Here is a 20,168-nt window from a genome sequence, read left to right on the forward strand (position 1 = left end):
GTGTCATAGGTCTGGTCAAACCACAGGCCCCACTCAGTGGGCCTTGGGTCGTACGCGCCATGCTCTGTTGAACAAGTATGTTGACGCGTACCGGGCGAGCTTGCGCTCGCGGGAGACTACTCCCCTAGGACGCGCGCATTCTGCCCGCGCATCGAGAGTAGGGCAAGGCTTGCCTTACTTTTTGCACGCGTGATAGATGCGAAAGCCCTTAGCGCCAGCCAAGGTTTGGCAGGGACCGAGGTGCTGTTCGATCAGGGGTTGATATTTTAGAAAGCTGTTGGCGACCAATCTTAATTCGCCTTTGCTGGCCAAGTGTTGGCTTGCTTGACGCAGCAGGTGTTCACTGGCCTGGTAGTGGGTATGGACGCCTAGGTGGAAGGGCGGGTTGCTGAGGATTGCGCTAAGGCCGGTGGGCGCGGCGTCAATGCCATCAGCACAGATGACCTCAGCGTGCAGATTATTGGCCGCTAAGGTCAGGCGGCTGCTTGCCACGGCAAAGGCGTCCACATCCAGCATGGTGATCTGGCTATCCGGGTAGCGGCGTTTCAGTGCGGCCCCGAGTACGCCGGCGCCGCAGCCGAAATCAAGGATATGCCCGCTCGGCAAGTTGTCGAGGTGTTCCAGTAACAGCGCACTGCCGACGTCCAAGCGACCGTGGCTGAATACCCCAGGCAAGCTCAGCACGTGCATCGGACCGTCAGCCAGGGCTAGCTCATAGTGTTGAGCCAAGCTGTGCAAGTCAGGTGTATCCGGTGCGTTTTCTACTCGAACTTGCCAGAGCTGGCAGTGCCGAGCGCTGTCGAGTTTGCGTGCCTGGCCAAAAGCGGCCAATTGCTTGGCGGCGCGCTCGATGCCGGCGCGTTTTTCTCCGACCAAGAACAACGCACGACCGCCCAAGCGAGCGGCTAAGGCATTCAGCAAGTATTCCGTGAGTTCACGAGATTTTGGTAGAAACACCACCGCTGCCTGAAAGTCGCGCTCGTCTGGTTGCGTACCAAAATGACAGCGGCCACTGAAGCGTGCGTCCAGTAGGGCATGCTCGCCGGCGTGCCAGCTCCAGCCATGGGCCTCAGACAGATGCCCGAGCAGGTCATCCGCCGGCAAGCCGGCAAGCAGCAACGGGCCGCTGAACAGGTCGGCTTGGCGCAACAGCACTTCGCTTCGCGGGTCCATAAATGCTCCTCGAAAAAAGTCGCGTAGCTTAGCTGACTACACGCATGGGTGCGCCGCTGATAAACCCGTGGGCGTTTTCACTCAGCTGGGCCACGATACGTTGTCGCGCTTCACGGCTACCCCAGGCACTGTGCGGGGTGACAATTAATCGGGGAATGTCGGCGGCAAGCAAGGGGTTGCCATCCTTCGGCGGCTCTTGGCTCAGTACGTCGGTAGCGGCTCCGCCCAAGCGGCCTGCGCGCAATGCGTCTACCAACGCCTGTTCATTAATTAAGCCGCCGCGTGCGGTGTTGATCACCAAGGCAGTCGGTTTCATCAAGCTGAGCTCACGAGCGCCGATCAGGTTCAGGGTGTGGCTGTTCAGTGGACAATGCAGGGTCAGCGCATCGATTTGAGGCAGCAATTCTTCAAGCGCCAAGCGGTCAGCGCGGGGTGGCCGTCCCGGCAGATGCCCAAACAAAACCCGCATGCCAAACGCTTCAGCCAGTTTGGCGACGGCGCTGCCCAGTTCACCATGGCCGAGCAGGCCTAAGGTTTTTCCGTGCAGTTCGATAATGGGGTAATCCAGCAGGCAAAACTGCTGCGCCTCTTGCCAGCGGCCGGCGCGCACATCCTGTTGGTAATCAGGCAGGCGAGTGGCCAGCGCGAGCAGTAACATTAATGTGTGCTGCGCCACTGATGGCGTACCGTAGCCTTGGCAGTTACTCACGCTCACGCCGTGAGCACGCGCGGCGGCCAGATCAATCGAGTTGGTGCCTGTGGCAGCAACCAGCACCAGCTTCAGTTCCGAGCAGGCGGCGAAAACGGCAGCGTTCAAGGGCACCTTATTGCTGATAGCCACCTGCACACCCTGCAAGCGTTCGATGGTCTGCACCTCGCTGTCGCTGTGCGGATACAACTGCAGCTCGGCAAAACAGGCGCTCAGGCTGGATAAATCTAGATCACCGAGGTCGAGCGAACGGTGATCGAGAAACACGGCGCGGTGACTGTTACTCATCAGCTGTATCTATCCTGCGGGTTTAGGCGGGGGGTATGGTGTCGAGCCTAACAGAATCATTTCGACGTCGCGGAGCCTGCTATGTACTGGTCTGAATTTTTAGCGGTGGCGCTGATCCACTTGTTGGCGGTGGCCAGTCCAGGTCCGGATTTTGCCATTGTGCTGCGCGAGAGTGTGGGTCATGGACGGCGCGCCGGCATGTTCAGTGCACTTGGGGTTGGCTGCGGGATCTTTATCCACGTGGCCTATTCGCTGCTGGGCATCGGCTTGATCGTGTCGCAATCGCTGGTGCTATTTAACGCGCTAAAGTGGCTGGCGGCCGCCTATTTGCTGTACATCGGCATCAAAGCGCTGCGGTCTAAGCCAGCTTCCCCGAGCGCTGCGGAGCTGAATTTGGCTGAAGCTGCGCGTTCGCCACGCGCAGCTTTTGTCGCCGGTTTTGTGACCAACGGGTTAAACCCCAAGGCCACGTTGTTCTTCCTCTCGTTGTTTACCGTGGTGATCAATCCGCACACGCCCTTGCCGGTGCAGGCGGGCTATGGTGTTTACCTGGCACTGGCGACGACGCTGTGGTTTTGCATGGTCGCGCAACTGTTTAGCCATCAGCGCGTGCGTGCTGGGTTTGCTCGCATGGGTCACTGGTTTGATCGGTTGATGGGCACTGTGCTGATTGGTTTAGGCGTTAAGCTGGCGTTTACTGAGCTGCGTTAAATCGCACGCTGCAATGAAAATGCCCCGCATCAGCGGGGGATATCGTTTAGACCGGGCATTGTTTAATCGTCTTTGCCTTTAGTGCGCATGGCGCGCTGTACTTCACGGTCGGCGTCACGCTCTTTTTCGGTGTGACGTTTATCGAAGTCTTTCTTGCCCTTGGCCAGCGCAATTTCGCACTTGATCAGGTGAGCCTTCCAGTAAATCGACAGGGCCACGCAGGCATAGCCTTTTTGCTGCACGGCGGCAAACAGTTTGTCCAATTCCCGCTTGTTCAGCAGCAACTTACGGGTGCGCGTAGGGTCGGCGATCACGTGGGTACTGGCCGCTGTCAGTGGCGTAATGTGACAGCCCATCAGCCAGGCTTCATCGTTCTTCAGCAGTACGTAGCTGTCGACCAATTGAGCTTTGCCGGCGCGCAGACTTTTTACTTCCCAGCCGGCCAGGACCAAGCCGGCCTCGAACCTGGATTCGACGAAGTAGTCATGCATCGCCTTATTGTTTTTCGCGATGGTGCCTTGCTGGTGATTCTTTTGTTTAGCCATAGGGTCGGCATTATAGGGAGACACTGGCGCCGGCGCTATGAGTGCGACACGGCAAAAGTGTTTGGGCGCGCTGGGTGTCGTCCGCCCTTGAGCCGTTCCGGTGAATCCCCGACAATGTGCGATCTTTTTCAATAGAGCAGGCTAGCCGCGCATGGCGAACGATAAGGTTTCGATACACGGTGCCTGGGCCAGCCGTTGGGTGTTTATTCTGGCGGCAACCGGTTCGGCCGTTGGTTTGGGCAATATTTGGAAGTTCCCCTACATGACCGGCATGTATGGCGGCGGCGCGTTCGTGATGATGTACCTGGTGTGCATCTTCATGGTTGGCCTGCCAATCATGCTGGCGGAAACCCTGATCGGGCGGCGCGGCCGGCAGAGCTCGGTAAATAGCCTGAGGGCCTTGGCCATTGAATCAGGCGCCTCGCCGAAGTGGTCATGGGCGGCGCTGATGGGCATGATTGCGGCGCTGCTGATTTTATCGTTTTACAGCGTAGTGGCAGGCTGGTCGTTGGATTACATCCTCAGCGTGGGCAGCGGCCAGTTCGCCGGTGTGACAGCCGACGGTGCTGGCGCTGCATTTGGTGCGCTGACGGCTGATCCCTGGCGGCTAACCTTATGGCACAGCCTGTTTATGCTACTGACTGGTTTCGTTATCGCTCGCGGTGTAGTGGCCGGTCTTGAGCGTAGCCTGCGCATAATGATGCCGCTGCTGTTCGTGTTGCTGCTGGTGCTGTTGGGCTACAGCATGACCACCGGGCACTTTATGCAGGGCTTCCACTTTCTGTTCAATTTCCAACCAGATCGCGTTCTTGATGGTGTGTTGGCCGCCATGGGGCATGCCTTCTTTACGTTGAGCGTCGGTGTTGGCGCGATCATGGTCTACGGCTCGTACATGCCGAAGAACGCCTCGATCGGCGGCACTATTCTGACCGTTGGTATCCTCGATACATTGGTGGCGCTGACCGCAGGCTTAGCATTGTTCCCCATTGTCTTCGCGGGCGGCCTAGAGCCGAGCGCAGGGCCGGGGCTGATGTTTGTCACGCTGCCCGTGGCCTTCGGCAATATCGCTTTTGGTCAGGTGATGGGGACGTTGTTTTTTGTTCTGGTGCTGATTGCGGCGTGGACCTCGTCGATCTCCATGCTGGAGCCGGCGGTGGCCTATTTGGTCGAGCGCACCAAGCGCAGTCGAGTGCTGGTGACCAGCGTGCTGGTCTTTCTTTGCTGGGTGGTTGGCATGGGCACGGTGCTGTCTTTTAACGTAGGCGCTGAGGCTAAATTCTTTGTTTTCGGGGCGGATGGTTTCCATCTGTTCCAGTGGGGCGCTGAGGGCGGGCGGAATTTCTTCGACAGCATTGATTACCTAACCAGTCGTATTCTGCTGCCACTCGGCGGCTTGGCGTTTGCCATATTTGCCGGCTGGGTGCTCAAGCGTGAGGCTGTACGTGACGAACTGGCGATGAAAAGCCCGCTGCTGTTTAACCTTGTGTATTGGTTGATACGTGTGGTCGCCCCGATTGGGGTGTTGATCGTATTTGTTGCAGAGTTGAGCAAATGATTATCTGCATCCTGTTCAACCGAGTGGTTGCGTTATGAGTACGCATATTCAGCGTTCGGCGTTGCTGCCTTATCCGGCGCGAGCGCTATTCGATCTGGTCAACGACGTAGCCAGCTACCCGCAGTTTTTGCCCTGGTGTTCGGCCAGTGAAGTGCTGGAAGTCAGCGACACGCGCATGCGCGCCAGCCTAGTGGTAGCAAAGGGCGGGATGAGCCAGCAGTTTGTGACCGCGAATATTTTGATTCCAGGCGAACGGATCACATTGAACCTGGTGGAAGGGCCATTCACTCAGCTGTATGGGCACTGGGAATTTAAAGCGCTGGGCGATAAAGCATGCAAGATTAGCCTGGACCTTACCTTTGACTACGCCGGGCCATTGGTGCGGGCGACACTCGGACCATTGTTCAATCAGGCCACCAATACGTTGGTGGATGCCTTCTGCCAGCGGGCTAAGCAGTTGTATGGATAAACCAAACATCGTGGTCGAGGTGGCGTACGCCTTGGCCGATAAGCAGAAGCTGCTGCGTTTAAGCCTGCCGTGCGGCACCACCGTGCGCCAAGCTGCCGTGCAGTCTGGGATGCAGGTGCATTTTCCTGGGCTAGATTTGCAGAACAGCCCGCTGGGTATCTTCGGTAAAGCGGTCAGCAAGCCTGACGAGCGTGTATTGGAAGACGGCGAGCGTGTGGAAATCTACCGCCCGCTGCTCGCCGATCCTAAAGAGGTGCGTAAACAACGTGCAGCTAAGGCGGCGCTGGCCAAGGCAGAGGCCGCCGAGGAATAAGGTTGCTGGTTAACCTTTAAAACTAAAAAACCCGGAAATTCCGGGTTTTTTGTGAGCAAAATATTACTGTGGTGTGCTTTCCAGAGGTTCTGGTGTCGGCACGGGCACGACTTTCACATCGTCCACTTCACGCTGAATTTGCTCCAGCAGAGACCCGGGTGCAGGTTTGTCCTCGGCTTGCTGTGCGGCTGGCGCGGTAGAGACGCCGCTGTCCTGGCCTAAAATAGCCTGGTCACGGCTTACGCCTGGCATAAAGTCACCGGACAAGCCTACCAGCTGATCCTCAGCGCCGAAGTTTACGCTGACGCGCTCTTGCAGGCGCTGACCACCACCCGGCTGGATGCTGTACAGATAATCCCAGCGGTTAGCATGGAAGGTGTCAGTGAGCAGGGGATTGCCCATGATAAACCGCACTTGCTTGCGGGTCATTCCCGGGCGCAACTGGTCTATCATGTCCTGCGTCACGACATTGCCCTGTTGAATGTCGATTTTATAAACCCCGGGGAATGAACAACCGGCGAGTGCGAGTAGTCCCGTAAGGGAGAGGCTGGTCAGCAGGAGTTTGGTCTTTTGCATCGGTGGGCGACTTCCACTATCTTGGCTTGGCAATATAAACCCGGATCATACCCGCAATAAAGGAAGCTGCGAAGCCGCTTCCGTGAGAAAGCAGACCATGGTTGAAAATAGCGAACTACGCAAGGCTGGCCTGAAAGTGACCCTGCCAAGGGTCAAGATACTGCAAATGCTCGACTCTGCTGATCAGCGCCACATGAGCGCTGAAGACGTCTACAAGGCGCTGATGGAATCGGGTGATGATGTTGGTTTAGCCACCGTTTACCGAGTCTTGACGCAGTTTGAAGCGGCGGGCTTGGTGGTTCGGCACAATTTCGATGGTGGGCATGCGGTCTTTGAGTTGGCGGACAACGGCCATCACGACCATATGGTGTGTGTCGATTCCGGTGAGGTGATTGAATTCTTCGACGCTGAGATCGAAAAGCGTCAGAAAGAAATCGTCGAAGAGCATGGCTTTGAATTGGTCGACCACAACCTTGTGCTCTATGTGCGCAAGAAAAGTTGATTGATAGCGGCATGAAAAAGGCGACCTTAGGGTCGCCTTTGTGCATTTTAGCGGTTGAGTAATCAGGCCTGAGCGCTGCCGACCATCTGGCGCGCATGGGCTAAAGATTCCTCAGTGAGGTCAACGCCGCCGAGCATGCGGGCGATTTCTTCGACCCGCTCTGCGGGTGTTAGCTTGCTCACCGCCGTGCGTGTGGCATCGTTACCGCGCACTTTGTGCACAAATAAATGCTGATGACCTTGCGCTGCAACCTGCGGCAAATGCGTCACCGTGAGCACTTGACCGCGATCGCCCAGCTTGCGCAGTAACTGACCCACCACTTCGGCGGTTGGGCCGCCGATACCGACATCGACCTCATCGAAGACCAGGGTCGGCACGCGCGAAGTCTGCGCGGTGATCACCTGTATCGCCAAGCTAATGCGCGACAGTTCACCGCCTGAGGCGACTTTAGCCAAGGCTTTGAGAGGCTGGCCGGGGTTGGCGCTGACTAGAAATTCCAGCTGTTCTAAGCCGTTGGGGTGCGGCTCGCTGTTGCTGTTGGCGCTGAGTTTAATGGTGAAGCGTCCACCGGGCATGCCGAGGGTTTGCATCTCCACTTCTACTGCAGCGGCCAGTTGGCTGGCGGCGTTGTTGCGTAACGTGCTGAGTTCTTCTGCTTTTTCTTGATAGTGGCGCTCGAAAGCTAACAGCTCGCCGCTAAGGCGCTCAGCGGCTTGATCATCAGCATTGAGGCTTTCTAATTCCTCGAATAACTGTTGCTGCATCGGGCCTAGCTCGGAGGGCTGGATGCGGTGCTTGCGCGCCAAGGTGTAGATCGCGTCTAAGCGTTCTTCCATGTGCCGCAGGCGCTCGGGGTCGGCATCAAAGTGATCGAGAAAGCGATTGAGCTCGCCAACGGCTTCTTCGACCTGAATCTGCGCGCTGGCGAGCAAGTTGGTGGCTTCGCTCAGCGCCCCCGGCTGACCCTGAAAGGCACTTAGACGACTGAGGCTACTGGTCAGCGCGGAGAGCACATTGCCGGCATCATTTTCACTGCATTGCTCAATTACTAAGCGGCAGGCGCTGAGCAGGCTTTCGGCGTTAGTTAAGTTCTTGTGCTCCAATTCCAGCTGGCTGAGTTCATTCTCGCCTAGGGCCAGGTTGTCGAGTTCTTCCAGCTGGTAACTGAGTAGTTGGTGACGAGCGCGTTGCTCATCACCCAAGCTGGAGATGCGCTGCAGTTCGTTTTTGGTCTGCTTCCAGCGCTGCGCAGCCAGCAGCACTTGGCGCGCCAGCTCTTGGCTGCCGGCATATTCATCAAGCAAGCGGCGGTGCGTTTCAGGCTTGAGCAGGGATTGGTGTTCATGTTGGTTGTGGATATCAATCAACAGCTCGCCGAGGGCTTTAAGGTCGGCCTGGGGGCAGGGTGAGCCGTTAATATAACCGCGCGAGCGGCCTTCAGCTGTGATCACGCGGCGCAGAATGCACGGCCCGTCTTGATCTTGATTATGGCCAAGGTCGCGTTCGGCCAGCCAAGCACGAGCTTCTGGGATGTCGTGCAGGTCGAAGCTGGCGAGAATATCCGCCTTGTCCGCGCCGGGGCGCACCACGCCGCTGTCAGCGCGATCACCCAAGGCTAAGCCGAGGGCGTCGAGCATGATTGATTTGCCGGCACCGGTTTCGCCGCTGATCACGCTCATACCGGCGTCCAGTTCTAGATCAAGGTGTTCAACAATGGCGTAGTTGTGTACGGACAGGTGCACCAGCATGGTGAGGGCCTCCCAAGTTCATGTCTGGTTATTTATACAGTGTTTTTTTGTGCGCTGACAATCCGTCTGTTGTCCTTGAAAGCATATTTTTTGGCCCCATATAGTCGCTAGGTACGTGGGTTAAGGCTTGCGTCGAATTTATAAAAGGAGAGTCGCATGGCTGACGAACAGAACCTGGATACGCAGAACCCTGATGAGCTGGCTAATGCCAGCGCGTTTGCAGGCGATGATTTGGTTGCCCGTGTACACGCGTTGGAAGAACAACTGGCCACTGCTCAGGATCAGTCTCTACGCATGGCTGCCGACCTGCAAAACGTGCGTCGTCGTGCCGAGCAGGATGTGGAGAAGGCGCATAAATTCGCGCTAGAGAAATTCGCCGGCGATCTGTTACCGGTGTTGGACAGCCTTGAGCGTGGCCTCGAGCTATCCAATCCTGATGATGAGGCGATCAACGGGGTGCGCGAGGGTATGGAGCTGACGCTCAAGTTGTTCCTCGACACGCTTAAGCGTTACCAGTTGGACGTGCTGGACCCCCACGGTGCGCCGTTCAACCCTGAGCACCATCAAGCCATGGCCATGCAGGAAAGCACCAACGTTGAGCCCAACAGTGTGTTTAAGGTGTTCCAGAAGGGCTTTATGCTCAATGGCCGTCTGTTGCGCCCGGCGATGGTGGTGGTCAGCAAGGCCCCGGCAGCAGCGTCGCCATCGATTGATGAGCAGGCTTGAAATTCGCCGAGTTGACCCCATTAAACAGTCAAGCGTTTTAGTGCTGCCGCCGCTGATGACCAGTCAGTGGCGCGATAATTAAAAAATTTTAGGGAGAGTAAAGATGGGCAAAATTATTGGTATCGACCTGGGAACAACCAACTCCTGCGTTTCTGTATTGGAAAACGGCAAAGCCAAAGTTATCGAGAACGCCGAAGGCACGCGTACCACGCCGTCGATCGTTGCCTATGCCAATGATGGCGAGATTTTGGTCGGGCAGTCGGCTAAGCGTCAGGCAGTGACCAATCCGCACAACACCCTGTACGCGGTAAAGCGTCTGATCGGTCGTCGTTTTGACGAAGAAGTTGTGCAAAAAGATATTCAGATGGTGCCATACAAAATCGCCAAGGCTGACAACGGCGATGCATGGGTTGAAGTGAATGGCCAGAAAATGTCGCCGCCGCAGATATCAGCTGAAATTCTGAAGAAAATGAAGAAGACCGCTGAAGACTACCTCGGCGAGCCAGTGACCGAAGCGGTGATCACCGTGCCGGCTTACTTCAACGACAGCCAGCGTCAGGCCACTAAAGATGCCGGTCGCATTGCAGGTCTGGACGTGAAGCGCATCATCAACGAGCCAACCGCCGCTGCATTGGCTTACGGTATGGACAAGGCCAAGGGCGATCACACCGTGATCGTTTACGACCTCGGTGGCGGCACCTTCGATGTGTCGGTGATCGAGATCGCTGAAGTTGATGGCGAGCACCAGTTCGAAGTGTTGGCCACCAACGGTGACACCTTCCTGGGTGGTGAAGACTTTGACATCCGTCTGATCGACTACCTCGTTGACGAATTTAAGAAAGAAAGCGGCATGAACCTTAAGGGTGACCCGCTGGCGATGCAGCGCCTGAAAGAAGCCGCAGAAAAAGCCAAAATCGAGCTGTCTTCGAGCAATTCTACCGACGTCAACCTACCGTACATCACTGCAGATGCCACCGGTCCTAAGCACCTCAACGTGAAAATCTCCCGCGCCAAGCTGGAAGCACTGGTGGAAGACTTGGTGCAGCGCACCATCGAGCCTTGCCGTATTGCACTGAAAGACTCCGGCATCGATGTTGGTGCGATTAACGACGTGATTCTGGTCGGTGGCCAAACCCGCATGCCGCTGGTGCAGAAGTTGGTCACCGAGTTCTTCGGCAAAGAGCCGCGCAAAGACGTTAACCCGGATGAAGCCGTGGCCATGGGCGCTGCCATTCAGGGCGCGGTATTGTCTGGCGACGTGAAAGACGTGCTGTTGCTTGACGTTAGCCCGCTGACCCTGGGTATCGAAACCATGGGCGGCGTGATGACAGCATTGATCGAGAAGAACACCACCATCCCGACCAAAAAGTCTCAGGTGTTCTCCACCGCAGACGATAACCAGGGTGCAGTGACCATTCACGTGTTGCAGGGTGAGCGCAAGCAAGCTGCCAGTAACAAATCCCTGGGTAAGTTCGACCTGGCTGACATTCCACCGTCCCCACGTGGCGTGCCGCAGATCGAAGTGACCTTCGACATCGACGCCAACGGCATTCTGCACGTAGGTGCCAAAGACAAAGCGACGGGCAAAACTCAGTCCATCGTGATCAAGGCCAACTCCGGTTTGTCTGAAGACGAAATTGCGCAAATGGTGCGCGATGCCGAAGTTAACGCTGAGGAAGATCGCAAATTTGAAGAGCTGGCCGGTGCCCGTAATCAAGGCGACCAGCTGGTTCACGCCACGCGTAAGATGATTGTTGAGGCGGGCGACAAGGCCACGGCTGACGAGAAGACGGCCATCGAAACGGCGTTGACCGCGCTAGAAGTCGCTGTGAAAGGCGACGATAAGGCCGAAATCGAAGCCAAGATGACTGCGCTGTCCGAACTGACTGCACCTTTGGCGCAAAAAATGTACGCCGAACAGCCGCAGCCAGGTGCTGCTGAGCAAGGTGCTGAGCAGGCTAAAGATGCCGGCGACGATGTGGTCGATGCTGAATTCGAAGAAGTTAAAGACAACAAGTAAGCGCAAGCTTATGCCGTTCTAGCCGGGGGTGACGCGAGTTGCGCCCGGCACGATTCGCCGCGCGGGGGCTTGCTCCCGCGTTGGCGTGTCTGGAGTAGATGATTTTAAGGTGTTGAAGACTTATGGCTAAACGTGACTTTTACGAGGTGCTCGGTGTCGAGCGCGGTGCTAGCGAATCGGAGCTGAAAAAGGCTTACCGGCGCTTGGCTATGAAGCATCACCCGGACCGCAATCCCGACGATAAAGCCTCTGAAGAGAAGTTCAAAGAAGCCAACGAGGCCTACGAAGTGTTGTCCGACGCGGCTAAGCGTTCGGCTTACGATCAATACGGTCATGCCGGCGTAGACCCGCAAATGGGCGGAGGCGGTGGCCCAGGCGGGGCGAACTTCTCCGATATCTTCGGTGATGTGTTCAGCGACTTCTTTGGTGGTCAGCGCGGTGGTCAGCGTGGCGGTGCCCAGCGCGGCAGCGATTTGCGTTACACCCTTGAGCTGGATTTAGAAGAGGCGGTGCGCGGCACCACAGTCACTATCCGTGTGCCCACCTTGGTCAACTGCAAGCCGTGCGATGGCTCGGGTGCTAAAAAAGGCACCTCGCCAGTCACCTGCACCACCTGCGGCGGTATTGGTCAGGTGCGCATGCAGCAAGGCTTCTTCTCGGTGCAGCAAACCTGCCCGCGTTGCCATGGCCAAGGCAAGATGATCACCGATCCCTGCGGCTCATGCCACGGCCAAGGCCGGGTGGAAGAGCACAAAACCCTGTCGGTGAAAGTACCAGCGGGTGTCGATACCGGCGACCGCATCCGGCTCACGGGCGAGGGTGAAGCTGGCGCAATGGGCGGCCCAGCGGGCGACCTGTATGTGGTGGTGAATGTGCGCGAGCACGCTATCTTCCAGCGCGACGGTAAGCATCTGTACTGCGAGGTGCCGATTAGCTTTGCTGATGCCGCCCTCGGTGGCGAGCTGGAAGTGCCGACGCTGGATGGTCGGGTTAAGTTGAAAGTCCCGGAAGGTACGCAAACAGGCAAGATGTTTCGCCTGCGCGGCAAGGGCGTAGCCCCGGTGCGCGGTGGCGGCGCGGGTGATTTGATGTGCAAGGTGACGGTGGAAACACCCGTCCACCTGGGTAAGCGCCAGCGTGAACTGCTCGATGAGTTCCGCAAAACGTTGGAAGGCGACAGCTCGCATTCGCCAAAAGCCAATGGCTGGTTCGAAGGCGTGAAGCGCTTTTTCGGCGACCTGTAAACATCCGCGGCAGGTGGCGACCGTTGAAAGACGGTCGCCACTTGCCGCGACAGCTTGGAGCTGAGTGCTATGCAACGTATTGCAGTGATGGGCGCCGCTGGGCGTATGGGCAAGACCCTGATTGAAGCGGTGCAGCTGGCTGACGGCGCACGCCTGAGTGCGGCGATTGATCGTGCTGACAGCAGCCTGATGGGGGCAGATGTTGGTGAACTGGTCGCTCAAGGCAAGATGGGCGTCAACCTGAGCGGCGATCTGCGTGCGGTGCTCGATCAATTTGATGTGCTGATCGACTTCACCCACCCCTCCGTGACGCTGCACAATCTTGAGATTTGTCGACAGGCCGGTAAGGCCATGGTCATCGGCACCACCGGCTTTTCGCCAGAAGAAAAGCAATTGCTGGCGGATGCCGGCAGGCAGATCCCAATTGTGTTTGCGGCCAACTTTAGTGTCGGCGTTAATCTGTGCTTGAAACTGCTGGACACCGCGGCGCGGGTGCTGGGTGATGACGTGGATATCGAAATCATCGAGGCCCACCACCGGCACAAGGTTGATGCGCCATCCGGCACGGCCCTGCGCATGGGTGAAGTAGTGGCTAACGCCCTGGGGCGTGACCTGCAAAAGGTGGCGGTGTATGGACGTGAAGGCCAGACCGGTGAGCGTGAGCGCGAGACCATTGGCTTTGCCACAGTGCGCGCAGGTGATGTGGTCGGCGATCACACCGTGCTGTTCGCTGCTGAGGGTGAGCGCGTTGAAATTACGCACAAAGCATCAAGCCGCATGACCTTCGCCAAAGGCGCAGTGCGTGCAGCGCTTTGGTTGCAGGCTGACAAGCCCGGTTTGTATGACATGCAAGATGTGCTGGGCTTGAACTGAGTCATTGTGTCGCAAGGGCTGTTTTTGCCGACGCATTGGTGCAACTGGCGATGGACCAAAAAGGCAGTTTCCTGTAGGCTTGCTGCCTTAGTGTGTCCACTAAAGTTGCGCAGAATGAATCAGATAAAAAGCGGGGTGACGGTTCATGCGTCATCCCGCTTTTTTACAACCTGCGTTTGCTTCACGTTTTGATCTCTGGAGGTCTTCTTGAGTAAGCCAGCCCTAAAACCTGCCATCTTGGCCCTTGCTGATGGCAGTATTTTTCGCGGCGAGGCCATCGGTGCCGATGGCCAAACTATTGGAGAGGTGGTTTTTAACACCGCCATGACCGGCTATCAGGAAATCCTTACCGATCCCTCCTATGCCCAGCAGATCGTAACCCTGACCTACCCGCACATCGGTAATACCGGCACTACGCCGCAAGATGCCGAATCCAATCGCGTGTGGGCGGCCGGCTTGATCATCCGTGACCTGCCGCTGACTTCCAGTAACTGGCGCAACAAACAGCCACTGGATGAATACCTAAAAGAAAACGGCACCGTCGCCATCGCCGGTATTGATACCCGCCGCCTGACCCGCATCCTGCGTGAGAAAGGTTCGCAGAACGGCTGCATCTTGGTGGGCGACGACGCTACCGAAGAAAAAGCCGTAGAGCTGGCGCGCAGCTTTCCTGGTCTCAAGGGCATGGACCTGGCCAAAGTGGTGAGCTGCACCGAGCGTTTCGAATGGCGCTCCAGTGTGTGGAACCTGGAAAGCGACAGCCACCCGGAAATCCCGGCTAGTGAACTGAAGTACCACGTGGTGGCCTACGATTTCGGCGTTAAGTGGAACATTCTGCGCATGTTGGTTGAGCGCGGCTGCCGGGTGACGGTAGTGCCGGCGCAAACCCCTGCTGCTGAAATGATAGCGCTGCAGCCGGATGGCGTGTTCCTGTCCAATGGCCCGGGTGACCCAGAGCCTTGCGACTATGCGATCCAGGCGATCAGCGATGTGCTGCAAACGGATATTCCGCTATTCGGTATATGCCTTGGCCATCAATTGCTGGCTCTGGCCTCGGGGGCTAAAACCCTGAAAATGAGCCATGGCCATCATGGCGCCAACCACCCGGTGCAAGACCTCAAGACCGGTGCGGTGATGATCACCAGTCAGAACCATGGCTTTGCCGTGGATGAAGACAGCTTGCCGAGCAACCTGCGTGCCATCCACAAATCATTGTTTGATGGTTCGCTGCAGGGCATTGAGCGCACCGACAAGGACGCGTTCAGTTTCCAAGGTCACCCAGAGGCCAGCCCAGGCCCGGCTGACGTTGCCCCGTTATTTGACCGCTTTATCGAAACCATGGCCAAGCGCCGTTAAACCCGCCGACTGACCCCAGGATTCGAGAGAAAGAACATGCCAAAACGTACAGATATAAAAAGCATCCTGATCCTCGGCGCCGGCCCGATTGTTATCGGTCAGGCTTGCGAGTTCGACTACTCAGGTGCACAAGCGTGTAAGGCGCTGAAAGAAGAGGGCTACCGCGTCATTCTGGTGAACTCTAACCCCGCCACGATCATGACCGACCCGGCCATGGCTGACGCTACCTATATTGAGCCGATCAAATGGTCCACCGTGGCCAAGATCATCGAGAAAGAGCGCCCGGACGCATTGCTGCCAACCATGGGTGGCCAGACTGCATTGAACTGCGCACTGGACCTCGAAAAGCACGGCATTTTGGAGAAGTTCGGCGTTGAAATGATCGGTGCTAACGCCGATACCATTGATAAGGCGGAAAACCGCTCGCGCTTTGACAAGGCGATGAAAGATATCGGTCTGGCTTGCCCGGTTTCCGGTATCGCACACACCATGGACGAAGCCTACGGCGTGCTGGAAAAGGTCGGCTTCCCCTGCATCATCCGTCCGTCCTTTACCATGGGCGGCACCGGTGGTGGTATCGCTTACAACCGTGAAGAGTTCGAAGAAATCTGCGCTCGCGGTATCGATTTATCGCCGACCAGCGAGCTGCTGATCGACGAATCATTGATCGGTTGGAAAGAGTACGAGATGGAGGTCGTTCGCGATAAGAACGACAACTGCATCATCGTCTGCACCATCGAAAACTTCGATCCGATGGGCGTCCATACCGGCGACTCGATCACTGTAGCGCCGGCGCAAACGCTGACTGATAAGGAATACCAAATCCTGCGTAACGCCTCGTTGGCGGTGCTGCGTGAGATCGGCGTAGAAACCGGCGGCTCCAACGTGCAGTTCGGTATCTGCCCGAACACCGGCCGTATGGTGGTGATCGAGATGAACCCGCGCGTGTCGCGTTCCTCGGCGCTGGCCTCCAAAGCCACCGGTTTCCCGATTGCCAAAATCGCCGCCAAGCTGGCGGTCGGTTACACCCTTGATGAGTTGCAGAACGACATTACCGGTGGCCGCACGCCGGCTTCGTTTGAGCCGGCCATCGATTACGTCGTGACCAAGATTCCGCGTTTTGCCTTTGAGAAGTTCCCCAAGGCTGATGCGCGCCTGACCACCCAGATGAAGTCTGTGGGTGAGGTGATGGCGATCGGCCGGACGTTCCAAGAGTCCTTGCAAAAAGCGCTGCGTGGTCTGGAAGTAGGTGTGTCGGGTCTTGATGAAAAGCTCGACCTGGCTGACCCAGAAGCCGAAAGCACCTTACGCCGCGAGCTGACCGTCCCGAGCGCTGATCGCATCTGGTACATCGGTGATGCCTTTCGTGCGGGTAAGACCGTTGCAGAAGTGTTCGAGCTGACCAATATCGATGAGTGGTTTTTGGTGCAGATCGAAGACCTGATCAAAGACGAAGAACGCATCAAAACCCTGGCGTTGTCGAGCATTGACCGTGATGCCATGTACAAGCTCAAGCGCAAAGGCTTCTCCGATATTCGCCTGGCCAAGCTGCTGGGTGTGACTGAGAAGACTCTGCGCAGCCAGCGCCACAAGCTTAAGGTGCTGCCGGTTTATAAGCGTGTCGACACCTGCGCTGCTGAATTCGCCACTGACACGGCTTACATGTACTCAACCTATGAGGAAGAGTGTGAGGCCAATCCATCGGGTCGAGACAAGATCATGATCCTTGGTGGTGGGCCAAACCGTATCGGCCAGGGCATCGAATTTGACTACTGCTGTGTGCATGCGGCGTTGGCGCTGCGTGAGGATGGTTACGAAACCATCATGGTCAACTGCAACCCGGAAACCGTATCGACTGACTACGACATCTCTGATCGCCTGTACTTTGAGCCAGTAACCCTAGAAGACGTGCTGGAAATCGTCCGTGTTGAGCAGCCAAAAGGCGTGATCGTGCAATACGGCGGCCAAACGCCGCTGAAGATCTGCCGTGCGTTGGAAGAAGCTGGCGTGCCGATTATCGGCACATCGCCTGACGCCATTGACCGCGCCGAAGACCGCGAACGCTTCCAGCAAATGGTCCAGCGCCTCGGCCTGCGTCAACCGGCTAACGCCACTGCGCGCAGTGAAGACGAAGCGCTGGCGGCCTCGAAAGTCATCGGTTACCCGTTGGTGGTGCGCCCGTCTTATGTATTGGGCGGCCGTGCGATGGAGATCGTCTACCAAGAAGACGAACTCAAGCGCTACATGCGTGAAGCGGTGAAAGTATCGAACGACAGCCCGGTATTGCTCGACCACTTCCTCAACTGCGCCATCGAGGTCGATATTGATGCGGTGTGCGACGGCGAGACCGTGGTGATTGGCGCGATCATGCAGCACATTGAGCAGGCAGGCGTGCACTCCGGCGACTCGGCGTGCTCCCTGCCGCCTTACTCGCTGCCGATGCATATCCAGGATGAGATCCGCGACCAGGTTAAGAAAATGGCCTTGGAGCTCGGCGTGATCGGCCTAATGAACGTGCAAATGGCTGTGCAGGGCGAGGACATCTTCGTGATCGAAGTGAACCCCCGCGCCTCGCGTACCGTGCCGTTCGTGTCCAAGTGTGTTGGTCAGTCGCTGGCTAAAGTGGCTGCGCGCGTGATGGCAGGAAAGTCGCTGGCTGAAGCCGGGTACGCCAAGGAAATTATCCCGCCGTATTTCAGTGTCAAAGAAGCGGTCTTCCCGTTTGCCAAGTTCCCGGGTGTTGACCCCATCCTCGGCCCAGAAATGAAGTCCACCGGTGAAGTGATGGGCGTGGGCGATACCTTCGGTGAGGCTTTTGCTAAAGCGCAGATGGGTGCCAGCGAAGTGTTGCCGAACGCCGGCGTGGCCTTTATTAGTGTGCGCGATGATGACAAGCCGTTGGTGGCTGGTGTAGCGCGTGACTTGATTGAGCTCGGTTTTGAAGTGGTGGCAACTGCCGGCACTGCCAAGCTGATCGAAGCCGCTGGCCTGCCCGTGCGTCGCGTCAACAAGGTGACTGAGGGGCGTCCGCACGTGGTCGATATGATCAAAAATGATGAAGTCACCCTAATCATCAACACCACTGAAGGTCGTCAATCCATCGCTGACTCCTACTCTATTCGTCGTAACGCTTTGCAGCACAAGATCTATTGCACCACCACCATTGCGGCTGGGCAGGCGATTTGTGAGGCGTTGAAGTTCGGCCCAGAGAAGACAGTGCGTCGACTGCAAGATCTCCATGCAGGAATTAAGGCATGACTAAATACCCGATGACCGTCCAAGGCGCGCGCGCCTTGGAGGAAGAGCACGCCCACCTGACGAAGGTATTGCGCCCGAAGTTGAGCCAAGAAATTGGTACGGCGCGCGAACTCGGTGACCTCAAGGAAAACGCTGAATACCACGCCGCCCGAGAGCAGCAGGGGATGGTTGAAGCTCGTATCCGTGATATCGAAGGCCGCATGCAAAATGCAGTGATCATCGATGTCACCACTATTGAGCACACCGGTAAGGTGATTTTCGGTACAACTGTGGAAATCGCTAACTGTGACACTGATGAAAGCGTGACGTACCAGATCGTCGGCGAGGATGAGGCTGAGATTAAGCAGCGCAAAATATCCGTGGGTTCGCCCATCGCTCGGGCCTTAATTGGCAAGAGCGAAGGGGATGTGGTGGTGGTGCAGACGCCGAGTGGCGCGCTTGAATATGAGATTGTCGAGGTTCGCCATCTCTAATACTGAACCGCGTGATGCCGGTGCTATTAGCTGGCTGCTGGCTCAGACACTCTGGGTTGGCGGTCTCTGGTTGTTGCATTTTCTGTTGATGCCGGCGATCGCTAAGGTTGGCTTGGCGTCATTGCTGGTTGAGGAAATCGGCAATGCGTTGCGGCCGCTGCTAATTGGCCTAGCGGCTGTTTGCGCTGGGCTGCAGGTGGCCGTGTTGGTTCGTGTGCTGGGGCTGAAAAGCCTGTGGCGTGATCCCCGCGGGCAGTTGCTGATGGTGGTTGTGGTGATGGCGGGGAGTTATTTTGCGGTGCGCAAACTGCTGCCGGAAGCTGAGCTATGGTTGATGTTCAGCTACTTGGTCATGGCTTTTTGCGGCTTGCTGTTGGTCTTGCAAGCTGTGCCGAGAAAGCAGCAGCGCCTATCCTAAGCGCTTAAAGTGATCGCTAGGGGCGGCCGGTATCAGATTGCCAAGGCGCTGAGCGCGCCTTGCAACACCCGATCAATCAGCCGTGGTGACGGTGAACGTTGGACAGGTTCTTGTTAACTTTCGGATTTTTACGGTGGATCAGCGCCATTTTGCCAATCACCTGGACTAAATCAGCGTTGCCCGCTTTACACAGTTGGCTAATCGCCGTTAGGCGAGCTTCCCGCTCGGTGATACGCAGCTGCACTTTAATCAGTTCATGATCCGCCAGAGCGCGTTCCAGTTCCGCCAGTACACCCTCGGTCAGGTCACCGTCAGCCACGATCAATACAGGCTTTAAATGGTGGCCGATAGATTTGAATTGTTTCTTCTGCTCTTGAGTGAGCGGCATAATCTGATTCCTGCATTTAATCTAGTAAAAAACGGCGGTTAGTTTACCCGAGCGTCTTCGGGACCGCCCAGATATTCATGCGTTGCACATTCGAGGTATTGCGTGGCCCGTTCCAAGACCAGTCAAGGTTGGCTGAAAGAGCATTTCAACGACCCCTACGTCAAAATGGCGCAAAAGGACGGCTACCGTTCGCGCGCCAGCTACAAGCTGCTGGAGATTCAGGAGAAGGATCGCATCCTTAGGCCCGGTATCACTGTGGTTGATCTCGGCGCAGCTCCGGGAGGATGGTCGCAGGTCACCAGTCGAGTGATCGGTGATAAGGGCCGCTTGATCGCCTCAGACATTCTTGAGATGGACAGTATTCCTGACGTAACCTTTGTTCAGGGTGATTTCACCGATGATGGCGTGTTTGCACAAATCCTTGATGCGATCGGTGAGCACCCGGTAGACCTTGTGATTTCCGATATGGCCCCCAATATGAGTGGTGTAAGGGAATCAGATCAGCCGCGTGCCATGTACTTGTGTGAGTTAGCACTGGATTTGTCGACCCGCGTACTGCGCCCAGGTGGCGATTTTCTGATCAAAATCTTCCAAGGCGAAGGTTTTGATGAGTACCACAAGCAAGTGCGTCAGTTGTTCGACAAGGTGCAGATGCGCAAGCCGCTGTCTTCACGCGGACGTTCACGCGAGCAATACATGCTGGCGCGCGGGTTTCGCGGCGATTGATGAGGCTGGTCAATGATTGGCCGTTGAATGACTGCTGCTGTCATACAACAAATAAAGCGTTACAGACGTCGTCTGCCAGGGGTAGGCGTTGTGTAGT

The 20,168-nt window shown here is 56.8% G+C and carries 20 protein-coding genes and 1 riboswitch; of the genes, 14 read left to right on the forward strand and 6 right to left on the reverse strand.

The genetic code is table 11. The features are described 5' to 3' along the window. Nucleotides 1–5: 5 nt before the first annotated feature. A riboswitch (yybP-ykoY riboswitch) is annotated at nucleotides 6–137 on the reverse strand. A 37-nt stretch (nucleotides 138–174) separates the two neighbouring features. Next, nucleotides 175–1,173 (reverse strand): class I SAM-dependent methyltransferase, encoded by a 999-nt coding sequence (locus WF513_RS04045; RefSeq protein ID WP_339081686.1) that lies wholly within the window; start codon nucleotides 1,171–1,173, stop codon nucleotides 175–177. 28 nt (nucleotides 1,174–1,201) lie between these two features. Next, nucleotides 1,202–2,170: a 2-hydroxyacid dehydrogenase gene (locus WF513_RS04050; RefSeq protein WP_339081688.1), complete on the reverse strand. Its 969-nt coding sequence runs from the start codon at nucleotides 2,168–2,170 to the stop codon at nucleotides 1,202–1,204. Nucleotides 2,171–2,251: 81 nt separating this feature from the next. Between WF513_RS04050 and WF513_RS04055 the strand changes: the two genes are divergently transcribed. Next, a complete protein-coding gene (locus WF513_RS04055) occupies nucleotides 2,252–2,881 on the forward strand; it encodes a LysE family transporter (protein WP_339081690.1) in 630 nt (209 codons plus the stop codon). A gap of 62 nt (nucleotides 2,882–2,943) precedes the next feature. Here the strand turns inward: WF513_RS04055 and smpB are convergent, their stop codons facing one another. Then, the gene (smpB, locus tag WF513_RS04060; RefSeq protein WP_339081692.1) at nucleotides 2,944–3,426 is read right to left on the reverse strand and encodes an SsrA-binding protein SmpB; all 483 of its coding nucleotides are present in this window, start codon (nucleotides 3,424–3,426) and stop codon (nucleotides 2,944–2,946) included. 151 nt (nucleotides 3,427–3,577) lie between these two features. On the opposite strand from smpB, the gene WF513_RS04065 reads away from it, so the two are divergent. The 3 genes from WF513_RS04065 to WF513_RS04075 are packed head-to-tail and all read left to right on the forward strand — an operon-like array spanning nucleotide 3,578 to nucleotide 5,763. Then, nucleotides 3,578–4,981, forward strand: coding sequence for a sodium-dependent transporter (locus tag WF513_RS04065; protein ID WP_339081694.1), 1,404 nt, complete (start codon nucleotides 3,578–3,580; stop codon nucleotides 4,979–4,981). A 34-nt stretch (nucleotides 4,982–5,015) separates the two neighbouring features. Then, nucleotides 5,016–5,450 carry a type II toxin-antitoxin system RatA family toxin gene (locus WF513_RS04070; protein WP_339081696.1) on the forward strand — a complete coding sequence of 145 codons (435 nt, stop codon included), beginning with the start codon at nucleotides 5,016–5,018 and terminating at the stop codon, nucleotides 5,448–5,450. Continuing rightward, the gene (locus WF513_RS04075; protein ID WP_339081698.1) at nucleotides 5,443–5,763 is read left to right on the forward strand and encodes an RnfH family protein; all 321 of its coding nucleotides are present in this window, start codon (nucleotides 5,443–5,445) and stop codon (nucleotides 5,761–5,763) included. The genes WF513_RS04070 and WF513_RS04075 overlap by 8 nt, the downstream gene beginning before the upstream one ends. Nucleotides 5,764–5,826: 63 nt before the next feature. Here the strand turns inward: WF513_RS04075 and bamE are convergent, their stop codons facing one another. Next, nucleotides 5,827–6,339: an outer membrane protein assembly factor BamE gene (gene bamE / locus WF513_RS04080; RefSeq protein WP_339081700.1), complete on the reverse strand. Its 513-nt coding sequence runs from the start codon at nucleotides 6,337–6,339 to the stop codon at nucleotides 5,827–5,829. A 97-nt stretch (nucleotides 6,340–6,436) separates the two neighbouring features. On the opposite strand from bamE, the gene fur reads away from it, so the two are divergent. Further along, entirely contained in the window at nucleotides 6,437–6,841 is a 405-nt protein-coding gene (fur, locus tag WF513_RS04085; protein ID WP_339081702.1) for a ferric iron uptake transcriptional regulator, read from the forward strand. Between the two features lie 62 nt (nucleotides 6,842–6,903). Here fur and recN read toward each other — a convergent pair whose 3' ends face one another. Beyond that, the gene (gene recN / locus WF513_RS04090; RefSeq protein ID WP_339081704.1) at nucleotides 6,904–8,589 is read right to left on the reverse strand and encodes a DNA repair protein RecN; all 1,686 of its coding nucleotides are present in this window, start codon (nucleotides 8,587–8,589) and stop codon (nucleotides 6,904–6,906) included. 156 nt (nucleotides 8,590–8,745) lie between these two features. Between recN and grpE the strand changes: the two genes are divergently transcribed. The 8 genes from grpE to WF513_RS04130 all read left to right on the forward strand — a co-directional run bounded on the left by grpE (nucleotide 8,746) and on the right by WF513_RS04130 (nucleotide 18,957). Further along, nucleotides 8,746–9,315 carry a nucleotide exchange factor GrpE gene (gene grpE, locus WF513_RS04095; RefSeq protein WP_339081706.1) on the forward strand — a complete coding sequence of 190 codons (570 nt, stop codon included), beginning with the start codon at nucleotides 8,746–8,748 and terminating at the stop codon, nucleotides 9,313–9,315. A 103-nt stretch (nucleotides 9,316–9,418) separates the two neighbouring features. Beyond that, nucleotides 9,419–11,335: a molecular chaperone DnaK gene (gene dnaK / locus WF513_RS04100; protein ID WP_339081708.1), complete on the forward strand. Its 1,917-nt coding sequence runs from the start codon at nucleotides 9,419–9,421 to the stop codon at nucleotides 11,333–11,335. A gap of 122 nt (nucleotides 11,336–11,457) precedes the next feature. Further along, nucleotides 11,458–12,579, forward strand: coding sequence for a molecular chaperone DnaJ (dnaJ, locus tag WF513_RS04105; RefSeq protein WP_339081710.1), 1,122 nt, complete (start codon nucleotides 11,458–11,460; stop codon nucleotides 12,577–12,579). A gap of 69 nt (nucleotides 12,580–12,648) precedes the next feature. Beyond that, a complete protein-coding gene (gene dapB / locus WF513_RS04110; RefSeq protein ID WP_339081712.1) occupies nucleotides 12,649–13,452 on the forward strand; it encodes a 4-hydroxy-tetrahydrodipicolinate reductase in 804 nt (267 codons plus the stop codon). 207 nt (nucleotides 13,453–13,659) lie between these two features. Next, on the forward strand, nucleotides 13,660–14,808 hold the full coding sequence (gene carA, locus WF513_RS04115) for a glutamine-hydrolyzing carbamoyl-phosphate synthase small subunit (protein ID WP_339081714.1): 1,149 nt from the start codon (nucleotides 13,660–13,662) through the stop codon (nucleotides 14,806–14,808). A 36-nt stretch (nucleotides 14,809–14,844) separates the two neighbouring features. Next, nucleotides 14,845–18,066 (forward strand): carbamoyl-phosphate synthase large subunit, encoded by a 3,222-nt coding sequence (gene carB / locus WF513_RS04120; protein ID WP_339081716.1) that lies wholly within the window; start codon nucleotides 14,845–14,847, stop codon nucleotides 18,064–18,066. Further along, nucleotides 18,063–18,539, forward strand: a complete 477-nt coding sequence (gene greA / locus WF513_RS04125; RefSeq protein WP_339081718.1) for a transcription elongation factor GreA — start codon at nucleotides 18,063–18,065, stop codon at nucleotides 18,537–18,539. Before carB ends, greA begins: the two co-directional genes overlap by 4 nt. Next, nucleotides 18,511–18,957 carry a DUF4149 domain-containing protein gene (locus WF513_RS04130; RefSeq protein ID WP_339081720.1) on the forward strand — a complete coding sequence of 149 codons (447 nt, stop codon included), beginning with the start codon at nucleotides 18,511–18,513 and terminating at the stop codon, nucleotides 18,955–18,957. Before greA ends, WF513_RS04130 begins: the two co-directional genes overlap by 29 nt. Before the next feature lie 76 nt (nucleotides 18,958–19,033). Here the strand turns inward: WF513_RS04130 and WF513_RS04135 are convergent, their stop codons facing one another. Further along, on the reverse strand, nucleotides 19,034–19,345 hold the full coding sequence (locus WF513_RS04135) for a YhbY family RNA-binding protein (protein ID WP_339081722.1): 312 nt from the start codon (nucleotides 19,343–19,345) through the stop codon (nucleotides 19,034–19,036). Nucleotides 19,346–19,447: 102 nt separating this feature from the next. Here WF513_RS04135 and rlmE point away from each other — a divergent pair, with 102 nt between their 5' ends. Next, a complete protein-coding gene (rlmE, locus tag WF513_RS04140; RefSeq protein ID WP_339081724.1) occupies nucleotides 19,448–20,071 on the forward strand; it encodes a 23S rRNA (uridine(2552)-2'-O)-methyltransferase RlmE in 624 nt (207 codons plus the stop codon). Nucleotides 20,072–20,168: the final 97 nt, after the last annotated feature.

Source organism: Pseudomonas sp. TMP9 (assembly GCF_037943105.1).
Taxonomy (GTDB): Bacteria; Pseudomonadota; Gammaproteobacteria; order Pseudomonadales; family Pseudomonadaceae; genus Aquipseudomonas.